Genomic DNA, 11,759 nt, shown 5'->3' with positions numbered 1-11,759 from the left:
TAATAAACAAATAATAGATGAATGAAACATTAAGAACACATCTCAAGTAAAAACTTGCTGGCCTTGGGACCGTTAAAGTCAAACCTAGCGCTTCAATCAAGCTGGAGGTAAACAATAGACTTATGGCAAAGGATTCGAAGAACTTAGCGAGATAGATCCACTCAAAATCAAATTAAAACGTCAACAAGCAGCCTAACAAAGGTATTTTTTATTCTGTCCCATTTATGGGGTGCAGTGCCACGTTAAAGGGAAAGAACTTTTTATCGATTAGATTATTAAATGTTTTGATCTTTTAAAAACTGAGCATTAACTTTAATCATTTGATCAATTAGCTCTTTTTTCTCTTCATCATCATAAACATTGGCTCCCGAAGCCATTTCATGACCACCGCCATTAAACTGGATCGCTACTTGATGAATATTTGGGCCTTTTGAGCGAATACGTGCACGATACTCTCCATGTGAGTCTTCTTTTTCAATAAAAATAACCCATGTTAATACTTCTTTTAAACGTCCTGGTAAATTGGTAACCGCATTGGTTCCATCAACCGTCATTCCTCTTTGAATTAAATCTGCTTGTTTCAAGGTCATTGTTGCTACTCCCTTTTCATACAATTCAATTTGATCAATGGCAAATGATTGGAAATTTAATTCATTGAGTGATAACTCATTCATCTTGCGGTTAATTTGAGTATTTTCAGCTTGATGAGCCATCAAATAAGCTACTGCCTCAAAGGTTGCTTGAGTGGTATTTGAATGGAGGAACCGTCCTGTATCACCGACAATGCCCGCATATAGGAATGTAGCAGCTTGTGGTGAAAGGGTCAATTGACCTTGAGAATGCATGATCATTTTAGTAATGAGTTCTGCAGTTGAAGAACTTAGAATTTCAACAATTTCCAAGTCAGCAAAGTGCTCAACTACCAGATGATGATCTATTTTGATTAAAGTATTATTTTGAATGTGATCATTTCCGTCAATCCGTTCAAAAACTGGTGTATCTAAAATAATTACCAAAGCATCTTCATAATCCTGTCTGTCAACATTATCCATACGACCCAACCACTCAATTCCCTTGCCCATCTTGCCAGCAGCTAGGACCGTCTTATCTGGAAAATTATGTTTGATTGTGGCCTTCAGCCCTAATTGTGAACCAATCGCATCTGGATCTGGATTGATGTGTCGATGAATAATAATACGATCATATTGATCAATTAGACTTATTAACTTTTCGATTAAGCTTTGCTTAACTGTCATTAGTTAGACTCCTTCTGTCTTTTATTTACCATTTGTGAACCAACTGTTGCTTGAGCGACCAGAATATTTTCAACAAAAACTTTCACCTGAGAAATTGCCGAACGTCGATTGTAGTTAGAAATTTCAACTTGAAATTCAATCAAGTTTCCTAATTGAATAAATGTGAAATAATTAAGATTAAGTGATTCAAGAATATTATTATGACCTGTTAAATCCTTTACCTTGATAATTGCAACTTGGGCAATCAACTCGCAAAGCCCTCCATAGGATAAAGTCCCCAAAGTATTAACCATCTGGGGTTGGACCTCAAACTGATAATCATAACGATTTTTAAAATCATTACGGTTAACTTCAACCAAGTGTTTTAACAGATCGTGTTCGAAGGTATTAGCTGTTTGTGGTTGCTGTTGAATATTTTGTAAGGCCTTCATAACATCTTGGCGAGAAACGACACCCAAAAGTTGCAAGTTGTCAGCAACAACGGGAATCATTTCAATATCTTCCCAAATCATCTTATATGAAACAGATGCTAAACTCATATGCGGCTTAACAGTAATGACATTTTTACTCATCGCCCGTTCAATTGAAACACTGTTACCTCTTCCCATTAAATCATTAGCAGTTACGACTCCTACTAAACGCTTATTGGTCACCACTGGGAATCTTGATAAACCAGTTTCACTCGATTTCTTCTTAAAATTCTCAATAGTATCTGAAGGCTCCAATGATACCGTTCTTTCAATAGGAGTATAGACTTCTTCAACTGTTACAATTTCTTGCTTAATCATTTGCTCGTTGATTGATTGATTGATTAATGAGGCAACAGTATAAGTATCATAACTAGTCGTTATAATGGGTAGCTCTTCTTGGTTTGCTAGTCTTATAATATCGTGGTCTGTTTTAAAGCCACCTGTTATTAATACAGCGATACCATTCTTTAGGGAGTGTCGGTGAACTTCAGACCGATTACCAACAATAATCAGGGTCTGACTTTCAAAATATCGCTCCATAGCTTGCAAGGTCATCGCTCCAATAATGAATTTGGTCAGGGGTTTATCCAGTCCTTTTTCCCCCCCTAAGACCTCGCCATCAATTAGAGGGATTATATCACCAAAGGTTAAATGGCCGACTGATAAGTGATTTTTCTGTTCAATACGTATAGTCCCTACCCGTTCAATAGTCGAAACAAGTCCCTTTTCTTCAGCATCTTTGATAGCACGATAAGCAGTTCCCTCACTCACTTGCAATTGCTTAGCTATGCCTCTGACAGAAATTTTGTTTCCTATGGGCAAGGATTGAATGTATTGGATAATGCGTTCATGCTTAGTTCCCAAAGAATCACCTCAAAATCTTATTTATTAATAATATATCTTAAAGCCACATCTAAAACCATCTTAATAACAAAACCTACCATAAAACTCATGGTTGCTAAGTCTGTATTGCCTTCTGTTTGTGATTCTGGAATTAATTCTTCCACTCGAACGAAAATCATAGTCTTCAGCATAATGCAAGTGCGGAACAAACTGATCCATTAAGCGTAAGAAGACACCACCAACTAAAAAGCCAACTGCTGCTGGAAACCGTTCAGGAATTTTAAAACCAACACTGGCAAGTTATTCTAAAGCAGGAGCTAAAAGTAACCAGAAAGAAGCTGCCACCATAATTTCACCTGCTAATCCCTGCATCATGGCTAGTAATTTATTGTCTACTTTCTTTACTAAAAAACAAAAGATGCAGCAAATACAGTACATAAACATGTTCCTATGCCGACTATACCCGACTGAAAGATGGGTTCAGTTGAAGAAACCCTTCCATTTTATATCCTTCTATTAAATATCTAATTGAATGGGTAAGGGTTCACTTTGAGGGTCTAATAACTTGGATACTGATATTCCTAATAAACGAATCTCTCTATTTGCCTCACCGTGATCTTCCCACAATTCTATAGCTTTATTCATTAATTGATAACGATCATTAGTTGGATAGGCAAAGCTGTCTTGCCTGGTCACTGTTTCAAAATTACTGTAACGTATCTTAAGAGTGAGCGTTTGACAATATAAATCTTTAGCATTTAGATCTTGCGATATTTTCACTACTAGTTGGCGTACTTTTTCCTTAATAACCTCCTCATCTAAAAGGAAAGTTTGAAAGGTTTGTTCAGTTCCCATCGATTTTCTTTGCCGATTTTGACTGACAGGCACATTGTGAATACCTCGAACCTTAAAATAAAGTGAGTGTCCCATTTTTCCAAATTTAGCAATTAATTCTTCGAGTGAAAACTTTGCTAGGTCTGAGCCAGTTTTAATGTTATGGCTTTCAAAAATACTTAAAGACTTAGCGCCTACCCCATAGAAATCTTTAATTGGGAGCGCATGAAGAAAAGGTATGGCTTCATCCGGAGAAACCAAGGTAATACCATTCGGTTTATGAAAATCTGAAGCCAGTTTAGCAATAAATTTATTATAAGAAACTCCTACTGAACAACTTAGATGAATTTCTTCATAAATTTGAGCCTGGATAAGACGAGCGATTTTTAAAGCTGATTCTTCCTTTATATGATTTTTCGATACATCCAAATAGGCTTCATCTAAGGATAGAGGCTCCACTTGGTCAGTGTATTGATAAAAAATTTTGCGAATTTCTTGCGAAACCGAGCGGTAATAAGCCATATTGCCTTTGATAAAAACAGCTTGAGGACAGCGCTTATAAGCTTCCAAAGAAGACATTGCAGAATGAATACCGTATTGACGCGCTATGTAATTACAAGTGGTCACAATCCCCCGTCCATTAGTTAATTTTGGATGTTTAGCAATAACTACAGGTTGATTGCTTAAGGACGGATTATCACGAATTTCAATGGAAGCATAAAAGGCATCCATATCCACATGTAATATTTTGCGACTTGTATCCGGTTTAGGATCATCGAAAGTAAGTAAGCCATATCTCATATTTAGCCTCCTAAAGGCTTCATATCCTAATAATAATACTATAAAGCTAGATAGAATAAGTGAAAAAACATTTATTAATAAGTAATAATTACCTACTAATAAATGTTTCAATTATTCATTTAAGATGCTAAGACTTACACATTAGCATCCGTTTCTAACTTCCCTTCAACAGTGGTTTTATTTTCAGAAGAGTAGACGGTTTCATCATTTGTACCCGCACTCTTAAGAACATTTGCTACCGCACTGATTTCAAAGGTTAAATATATACCTTCACAGTCAATTACAACAAGGCCTTCTTGCTGTTTTACTTCATCTACTATTCCATGCAATCCCCCAATTGTAACTACTCCATCACCTGCTTGCATTGCCTCAATCATTTGGCGCTTTGCATCGGCCGCTTTTTTTTGGGGACGAATCAACATAAAGTAAAATAAAGCGAACATAATAAGCATTGGTAAAAAAGCAAAATAACTATTTCCCATTAAAAATTCCTCCTCTAAATATCTCTTATATTATAACAGTTTTTTAAGACTTTCTCCATTAAAATTCTGGAGCATTTGGTTTGTTATAACCATATTCTTCACGAAAAGCTTGACGAAACTCTAATAAATTATCTTCTCGAATGGCTTGACGAACATCACGCATCAATTGCAATAAGAAATGGGTATTATGTATCGAAGTTAAACGTAACCCAAAGGTTTCTTGACTCTTCATTAAATGGCGAATATAAGCGCGACTATAATTACGACAGGTATAACAGTCACATTTAGGATCAATGGGGCTATAATCACGTGCATATTTAGCGTTTTTCACCACTAATCTTCCTTGCGAAGTCATGCAGCTACCGTTTCGAGCAATGCGAGTAGCTAAGACACAATCAAACATATCCACACCACGAATGGAACCATCAATTAAGGCATCAGGAGAACCAACCCCCATTAAATAGCGTGGTTTGTTTTTAGGAAAAACTGGCATTAAGTAATCTAGGACTTCATTCATTTCCTCTTTAGTCTCGCCCACTGATAAGCCGCCAATGGAATAGCCTGGGAAATCTAAAGCAATCATGTCTTTAGCGTGTTGTAAGCGCAAGTCTTTATAACCTGCCCCTTGGCAAATGCCAAAGAGTGCTTGTTTTTCAGGATTTTGATGTGCTTTTAATCCTCTTTCTGCCCAACGACTAGTTCTAGCAATCGACTTTTTAACGTAATCATAAGGCTGATGATAATCTGGGCATTCATCAAAGGACATGATAATATCTGATCCCAAAGCATTCTGAATTTGAATGGCTTTCTCAGGAGATAAGAATAATTTTTCTCCTGAAATATGATTACGAAAATGAACGCCTTCTTCTTCTATATCACGAATCTCACTCAGAGAAAAGACTTGAAACCCTCCTGAATCGGTTAGAATCCCTTGATCCCAGTTCATAAACTTGTGAAGCCCGCCTGCTTGCTCAATAATCTCTTCACCAGGCCTTAACCATAAATGATAGGTATTACTTAATATCACACCCGCTCCCATATCTTTTAACTCTTCAGGTGATAATGATTTGACGGTAGCTAATGTTCCTACCGGCATATACATGGGGGTTTCAAATGAGCCATGTGGAGTATGAAGTATCCCTAATCGAGCTCCCGTATGTTTTTCTTCTTTGATTAATTCATAAGTTATAGCAGCCACTATTTACCTTCCTTTCTATTATTTCAATTCCACTTTAAAAATTAATGGATAATTTTTTCCAGTTAAATAAAATTGATCCGCTTCAATATGAGCAATCCCATTTAAGACATCCATTGTTTCTCTTTGTTCTGCTGTAAGATCCAACTGATCGAGCATAGGAGTCAAATCATATGTTTTAAGTATTTGACCACTTTGAGGATCAATTTTAACAATGCGATTATCATACCAAATATTAGCGTAAATTGCATCATTGGCATATTCCAACTCATTTAACTGATCTAATGGCTCTCCTTCTAAATTCACTTCCACTTGATCAACTAATTTAAAGTTGTCAGGATTATAAGTATAGATAGTTGATGACCCATCAGACAAGTAGAACAGATCTTTTTCCTCATTATAAGCTAATCCCCATCCTTCACCTTTTATTTCATAAGTGTTGACTAGTTCTTTGGTCTTTACATCCCATTTGAAAACTTTGCCCTCTTTCCAAGTTAACTGCCAAAGTTCATTGTCACGCAAAGAAATCCCTTCTCCAAAGTATTGGTTATCTAATCCAATGGAGCGGTCTAACAAGCCTTTTTCCCAATTAAAATAACCCCAAGCTGATTCTCCGTATAAACCTGTGCCGATTAAGAGTTGGGCCTCTTGATCAAGCTCAAATCCTTGTATAAATAAATTTTCCTTGATAGGGTATGTCTCAATTAAATAGACCCCTCCTAAGCTACCATTAGCTATAACGTTTCTTGTAAAAGTAAGACTAACTAACAATAAAATAGTGAAATTCAATATTTTAAACATCATTCATTCCTCCTATAAAAAAACTTGATAAATCCTTAAGAATATGCTGACTTGAATCTTGATTGAATCTTGGTAAAATAATAACAAACATTGTAACTGAAAGGAAATTGAATATGACTTTTTATCAGTTTGCCGTAGCCATTTTACGCTGTCTCTTTCGTCTTTTTAATGGGAAATCCTATATAATTGGCAAAGAAAACATTCCCGATCCCAATCAATCAACTTTTATTCTAGCAGCCACTCACCGCTCTTTTTGGGATCCATTATACTTGGCCATTGCACTTTATCCACTTGAAATTTCTTTTATGTCAAAAGAATCAATTTTTCATAATTCTTTGTTAGCTAGCATTTTACGAAAGGCACATGTTTTTCCAGTTAATCGAGAAAAACCTAGTCCTAAAACGATCAAAATAGCCGTCAAACAATTAACTGAAAAAAATTTGAATTTAGGTATCTTTCCTTCTGGTAGTCGGTACACAACTGAAATTAAAGGTGGAACTGCTTTCATTCAACGTCTTTCAAAAAAAGACATCATCCCAATTGCTATTCAACCACCTTTAGACTTTAAATCATTCTTTAAGAGACAAGGAGCTAAAATAGCTTTTGGACCTGCCATTAAATATAATCCTGAATTAGATTATAATAAAGATCAACTAGCTAAAATAGACCAGGAATTGGCCAAGGCTTTTGATAATTTGGATCATCAATTAGACCCAAGCTTTAGCTATGTTCCTGCTAAAAAGAAATAATTATTACGCTTTATAAAAAAACTCCTACCCTTGAAGCTGTCGTTAAGCTGCTCTAGGGAGGAGGTTTTTAATCTTAAAAATAATTTATTGTATACTTGATTAAAGAAAACCTAATTTTCTGCGCCTTTTCTGCTCCTTAAGGACAGAAAACAGTAACAAAAATTGTGAAAGAAAAAACATATTTTCAAACAAAGCTATTTCGATTGCATCTTCATAGACTGCATGATTTGCTGAACTTTTTTCTTGGAAGGCTTTTGCCCCATTTGCGCCATCATAGTCGTAATCATGCGCTCATCAATAGGTGGATTTTCTTTAAAATAATTCATCATATACTTCCGAGCAATAAAGAAACCTAACACTGCTCCTGCTACCAATGCTAAAATAACAATTAAAACCCATGAAAATGTTGACATACCATCTCTCCTTTTAAAAATTTAACCGATTAAATACTCTAACCTATTAATCTTTACGATTATGCATTCCTTTAGCTTTTTGAATTCTTTTAACTTTTTCAGGTGTTAAATCATTTCCATCTGAATCGACAATTTTAACTCCCTCAACCTGTCTTACCATGTGCTGTCTGAAGACTTTTAAGTACTCTTGTCTTAATTGATTCTGTTCTTCTTTTTCTGAATCCGTAAGGCCTTTAGTTTTTTGAAGTTTAGCTAACTCATTAATTCTTGCTAGTTTTGAAGATGAAAGCATAGCGTTCCTCCTTTGCTACGAACATTTGTTTGATTTATAATTCTACTTCTGCTACAATTAAATTATCCTATAGAAAGAGTGAGTGAAATGATTAAGATAACGACCAAGCAATTAAACGTGCTACAATCTATTTATGAATTACTCAATGAAAATGGTTATCCACCCACTGTTCGCGAAATTGGAGCGCGTGTTGGACTTTCTTCTCCATCCACTGTCCACGGTCATCTTGACCGATTAGAAGAAAGTGGACTGATTGAAAGATCTGCCAGTAAAACAAGGACGATTGAAATAACGGCCTTGGGAATTAAAAAATTGGGCATCAAATCCGATAAAGTACCTTTACTCGGCTATGTTGCCGCAGGTGCTCCGATTCTTGCTGAAGAAGAAGCTATGGAATATTATCCTAAGCCTACCGATCTTCAATATGATTCAAGCGAATTATTTATGCTGATCATTAAAGGTGAATCCATGGTTAATATTGGCATTTTGGATGGCGATATCATCACCGTCCGCAGACAAGCAACTGCCAATAATGGTGAAGTCGTTGTTGCTATGACTGAAGATAATGAAGCAACATGTAAAACTTTTTATAAGAAAAAAGATCATATCGTACTTCGCCCTGAAAATGATACCATGGACGATATTATCTTGCCCGACGTTTCAATTTTAGGCAAAGTAGTTAGTCTTAATCGCTATTTCTAATCAACTCAATTAAAGATTAGCCTAACCAGAGATTAAAACTGGTTAGGCTCTTTTTATTTCTAATAGTGCATTAGTGTGAAATACTTGTGATCTCCCAACTTCTCTTTTCCTTTTAAGTCATCTAACTCAATAAGAAAAGCACACCCTGCGACAATTCCTCCAAGATTTTCCACTAATTGGATAGTTGCTTGAATGGTTCCACCTGTTGCTAATAAATCATCGGTTATTAAGACTCTTTGGCCCGGTTGAATAGCATCTTTGTGGATTTGTAAGACATTTGATCCGTATTCTAAACTATAGTCTACTTCAATTGTTTCTCTAGGAAGTTTACCTTTTTTACGGACAGGGGCAAAGCCCACTCCAAGCGCATAAGCAACTGGGCATCCAATAATAAAACCACGCGCTTCAGGCCCTACGACCATGTCCACCTTTAATTCTCTAGCATAGTCTACTATCTCTTGAGTCGCTGCTTCAAAAGCGGGACCATTTCCCATGAGAGGTGTGATATCACGGAAAATAATACCTTCTTCTGGGTAATTATCAACACGAGCGATATAGTTTGTATAATCCATTTTAAGTCTCCTTATTTATCCAGCTTTTCACTTGATCAAGTGTTTGAAAATTCAATAATTTTTCTGCTTCCATGGCTTCTTGATACTTGCTCATGGCAGGCAACTCCATTAAATCAAGTTTGTTGGCTTGCTTAAGCTGGTTCATGATTACAAGTCCATCTTTTATTGTAACAAAACCCGCCTCAAAAAACACCACAATCATTGTTTTTATTTTTATTAATGGAATTGATAAATAGCTAGAAAGAACTTGTAAATCTTTTAGTTGAAGACTACCTTCTTGCTTAAGCAGTTGGAACAATTTTGCAAAGTCTTGACGCTGGGGCAAGCCTGCTAAATATCTGGATTCTACAACAACACTGGCTAAATAAATTTTTTCCCATCCGTGACTCTTTAAAAGTTTTTTTAGTTTATTAAGATTTTGGGGGGGCTCAATCAACACTAGATTTTCATATTTAAAATTAATGGGTAATGCTTCATAATTAATCAATTGATAGTCGTTTTTCAACTGTTCAGAAAAGAGTGCCGCATTTTTTTTATCTTGAAAACAATAAACCACCTCAGACAGCTGTTTTAATTTATCAAAATGTGTTTTCCCTCGGTAATCAATCCACAATTGCCCTTCCAAATTAAAATCTTTGACAATTAATTGACATTCTTTTTGTTGTTTCCATTCGTTAATTGACAGTTCTCCAACCATATCCAACTGAATACCCAATTGACAATCTTCAAAGTCATCCGCCATACTAAACGCTATGGCAGCTAGTGAGTTTGCAGTGCCTGATTGATTAAATTTCATTTTAACATGTTGTTTATTCGCTCCAATTACTCTTTTTTCAATCATCTTTAAGTCCTTAAATAAAACAATAGGCTTAGGATTATGCATACCGAAAGGTCCTAATTTTTGAATCTCTTCAATTAATTTTAAATTAATATCTGTCAAACTTAGTCTAGCATCAACCGACAAGGAAGTTTTGGCTAAAATTTGATCTTTGTGTTTATCAGCTAACTGGCTTAATTCAGTCTGAAATTTTTGCCAATTATCTTCTTCAATTGTCATACCAGCCGCTTGGCTATGACCACCAAAATGCTTTAATAGTCCTTTTAGCTGACTAAGATTTTTGAAAAGATTAAAGTTTTCTTTTGATCTAGCTGAACCTTTATACTGATGATTTTTCTTGTCAAAGTTGAAAAGTAGGCATGGGCGCTGGTATTTATCACAAATGCGACTAGCTACAATTCCTAAAACTCCGGGATGCCAATTTGGAGAAGTCTGGCAAATAATTCGAGGCAACTCCTTTAAAACATCTAATTTTGATGTAACTTCTTGATAAATTTGAGTGACTAATTGCTGTCTTTTATAATTTTCCTGTTCAATAAACTCAAGCCACTGACTAGCCTCTTGCTCGGTAAAAGCTGCCAACCAATCGAATCCCGGTCGAGGATCTCCCAACCGTCCCACAGCATTGAGTCGAGGACCAATAATAAAACCAATCGTTTCGGCAGATATATCATCTTTTGACTGTAATTGTTGGTTTAATAGAAGCTGTAGTCCGGGCCGCTGAGTAACTTCTAACTGATGGATTCCTCCAATAACAATTGTTCGATTTTCATCTAAGAGAGAGACCATATCAGCAACCGTACCAATAGCTGCTAAATCTAACATTTCTATTGGTATTTCACCAAGGATGGCTGTTGCTACTTTAAATGCGACACCTGCTCCAGATAAATCTCCAAAAGGATAACTTCCCTGAGGGTGACGAGGATGTATGATGGCATATGCAGCTGGCAGCGTTTCCTGTAACTCGTGATGGTCAGTTACAATAACGTCGACCTTCTTTTCTTGAGCAAATTCAATTGCTTCATGACCTGCCACTCCATTATCAACCGTGATGATTAATTGAACCCCTTCTTCAATAAACTCTTGATAACGATCGATATTGGGACCGTAGCCATCTTTAAAACGATTGGGTAGATAGACTCGACTGTCAGCTCCTAAAGCATCTAAAGCCTCTTTTAAAATTAAAGAAGAAGTGATTCCATCTGCATCATAATCACCATAAATCAAAATTTTTTCTCCCTTTTCAATGGCTAAATGGATGCGTTTTACTGCTATATCCATTTGATATAAGGCAAAGGGGTCATGATATAAAGTTGGCTCTTGTTCGGTGGCTTTTTTTATTGCCGATAGATCATGAAGACCACGATTAAAACAGATTGCTAAAAAAGCGGGCGAATAGTCTTCTCCCGCTATTAATAATTTTTGATAGTTTTGATTTCCATTTAAATTTTCTGGCAATTGCCATTGGTATTTAGACAACATCGTTATTCTCCTTACACATCATAAACTCA

The 11,759-nt window shown here is 36.0% G+C and carries 12 protein-coding genes and 1 pseudogene; 2 read left to right on the top strand and 11 right to left on the bottom strand.

Annotated features, from left to right (window positions below; all coding sequences use genetic code 11):
* Nucleotides 1–275 precede the first annotated feature (275 nt).
* The 7 genes and pseudogenes from ACQV2S_RS01740 to ACQV2S_RS01710 form a co-directional block, all read right to left on the bottom strand.
* On the bottom strand, nucleotides 276–1,256 hold the full coding sequence (locus tag ACQV2S_RS01740) for a DHH family phosphoesterase (protein WP_428873795.1): 981 nt from the start codon (nucleotides 1,254–1,256) through the stop codon (nucleotides 276–278).
* The gene (locus ACQV2S_RS01735; RefSeq protein WP_428873796.1) at nucleotides 1,256–2,590 is read right to left on the bottom strand and encodes a DRTGG domain-containing protein; all 1,335 of its coding nucleotides are present in this window, start codon (nucleotides 2,588–2,590) and stop codon (nucleotides 1,256–1,258) included. Before ACQV2S_RS01735 ends, ACQV2S_RS01740 begins: the two co-directional genes overlap by 1 nt.
* Nucleotides 2,591–2,607: 17 nt before the next feature.
* Nucleotides 2,608–3,045: pseudogene (locus ACQV2S_RS01730) on the bottom strand (hypothetical protein).
* A 40-nt stretch (nucleotides 3,046–3,085) separates the two neighbouring features.
* Entirely contained in the window at nucleotides 3,086–4,204 is a 1,119-nt protein-coding gene (gene dinB, locus ACQV2S_RS01725) for a DNA polymerase IV (protein WP_428873798.1), read from the bottom strand.
* A 134-nt stretch (nucleotides 4,205–4,338) separates the two neighbouring features.
* The gene (gene yajC, locus ACQV2S_RS01720; RefSeq protein WP_428873799.1) at nucleotides 4,339–4,686 is read right to left on the bottom strand and encodes a preprotein translocase subunit YajC; all 348 of its coding nucleotides are present in this window, start codon (nucleotides 4,684–4,686) and stop codon (nucleotides 4,339–4,341) included.
* A gap of 58 nt (nucleotides 4,687–4,744) precedes the next feature.
* Nucleotides 4,745–5,884, bottom strand: coding sequence for a tRNA guanosine(34) transglycosylase Tgt (gene tgt / locus ACQV2S_RS01715; protein WP_428873800.1), 1,140 nt, complete (start codon nucleotides 5,882–5,884; stop codon nucleotides 4,745–4,747).
* Between the two features lie 18 nt (nucleotides 5,885–5,902).
* Nucleotides 5,903–6,685, bottom strand: a complete 783-nt coding sequence (locus tag ACQV2S_RS01710; protein ID WP_428874686.1) for a glutaminyl-peptide cyclotransferase — start codon at nucleotides 6,683–6,685, stop codon at nucleotides 5,903–5,905.
* A 110-nt stretch (nucleotides 6,686–6,795) separates the two neighbouring features.
* On the opposite strand from ACQV2S_RS01710, the gene ACQV2S_RS01705 reads away from it, so the two are divergent.
* Entirely contained in the window at nucleotides 6,796–7,431 is a 636-nt protein-coding gene (locus tag ACQV2S_RS01705; RefSeq protein WP_428874685.1) for a lysophospholipid acyltransferase family protein, read from the top strand.
* A 194-nt stretch (nucleotides 7,432–7,625) separates the two neighbouring features.
* Here ACQV2S_RS01705 and ACQV2S_RS01700 read toward each other — a convergent pair whose 3' ends face one another.
* Nucleotides 7,626–7,844 (bottom strand): YneF family protein, encoded by a 219-nt coding sequence (locus tag ACQV2S_RS01700; RefSeq protein WP_428873803.1) that lies wholly within the window; start codon nucleotides 7,842–7,844, stop codon nucleotides 7,626–7,628.
* A gap of 46 nt (nucleotides 7,845–7,890) precedes the next feature.
* Nucleotides 7,891–8,136 (bottom strand): DUF896 domain-containing protein, encoded by a 246-nt coding sequence (locus tag ACQV2S_RS01695; protein WP_428873804.1) that lies wholly within the window; start codon nucleotides 8,134–8,136, stop codon nucleotides 7,891–7,893.
* A gap of 87 nt (nucleotides 8,137–8,223) precedes the next feature.
* On the opposite strand from ACQV2S_RS01695, the gene lexA reads away from it, so the two are divergent.
* Entirely contained in the window at nucleotides 8,224–8,838 is a 615-nt protein-coding gene (lexA, locus tag ACQV2S_RS01690) for a transcriptional repressor LexA (RefSeq protein ID WP_428873805.1), read from the top strand.
* Nucleotides 8,839–8,897: 59 nt separating this feature from the next.
* On the opposite strand, the gene ACQV2S_RS01685 is transcribed toward lexA, so the two are convergent.
* Entirely contained in the window at nucleotides 8,898–9,410 is a 513-nt protein-coding gene (locus ACQV2S_RS01685; protein ID WP_428873806.1) for an adenine phosphoribosyltransferase, read from the bottom strand.
* 1 nt (nucleotide 9,411) lies between these two features.
* Nucleotides 9,412–11,730 (bottom strand): single-stranded-DNA-specific exonuclease RecJ, encoded by a 2,319-nt coding sequence (gene recJ, locus ACQV2S_RS01680; protein ID WP_428874682.1) that lies wholly within the window; start codon nucleotides 11,728–11,730, stop codon nucleotides 9,412–9,414.
* Nucleotides 11,731–11,759 lie beyond the last annotated feature (29 nt).

It is taken from the genome of Facklamia sp. P13064 (assembly GCF_050409425.1).
Taxonomy (GTDB): domain Bacteria; phylum Bacillota; class Bacilli; order Lactobacillales; family Aerococcaceae; genus Facklamia.
Note: the sequence above shows the minus strand (reverse complement) of the source record. Positions and strands in the feature narration are given on the sequence as shown.

Excerpts from the sequence above, each read along its gene's own strand:
- ACQV2S_RS01740 (WP_428873795.1), bottom strand. The coding sequence starts at position 1,256 with ATGACAGTTAAGCAAAGCTTAATCGAAAAGTTAATAAGTCTAATTGAT.
- dinB (WP_428873798.1), bottom strand. The coding sequence starts at position 4,204 with ATGAGATATGGCTTACTTACTTTCGATGATCCTAAACCGGATACAAGT.
- yajC (WP_428873799.1), bottom strand. The coding sequence starts at position 4,686 with ATGGGAAATAGTTATTTTGCTTTTTTACCAATGCTTATTATGTTCGCT.
- ACQV2S_RS01710 (WP_428874686.1), bottom strand. The coding sequence starts at position 6,685 with ATGATGTTTAAAATATTGAATTTCACTATTTTATTGTTAGTTAGTCTT.
- ACQV2S_RS01705 (WP_428874685.1), top strand. The coding sequence starts at position 6,796 with ATGACTTTTTATCAGTTTGCCGTAGCCATTTTACGCTGTCTCTTTCGT.
- ACQV2S_RS01700 (WP_428873803.1), bottom strand. The coding sequence starts at position 7,844 with ATGTCAACATTTTCATGGGTTTTAATTGTTATTTTAGCATTGGTAGCA.
- ACQV2S_RS01695 (WP_428873804.1), bottom strand. The coding sequence starts at position 8,136 with ATGCTTTCATCTTCAAAACTAGCAAGAATTAATGAGTTAGCTAAACTT.
- lexA (WP_428873805.1), top strand. The coding sequence starts at position 8,224 with ATGATTAAGATAACGACCAAGCAATTAAACGTGCTACAATCTATTTAT.
- ACQV2S_RS01685 (WP_428873806.1), bottom strand. The coding sequence starts at position 9,410 with ATGGATTATACAAACTATATCGCTCGTGTTGATAATTACCCAGAAGAA.
- recJ (WP_428874682.1), bottom strand. The coding sequence starts at position 11,730 with ATGTTGTCTAAATACCAATGGCAATTGCCAGAAAATTTAAATGGAAAT.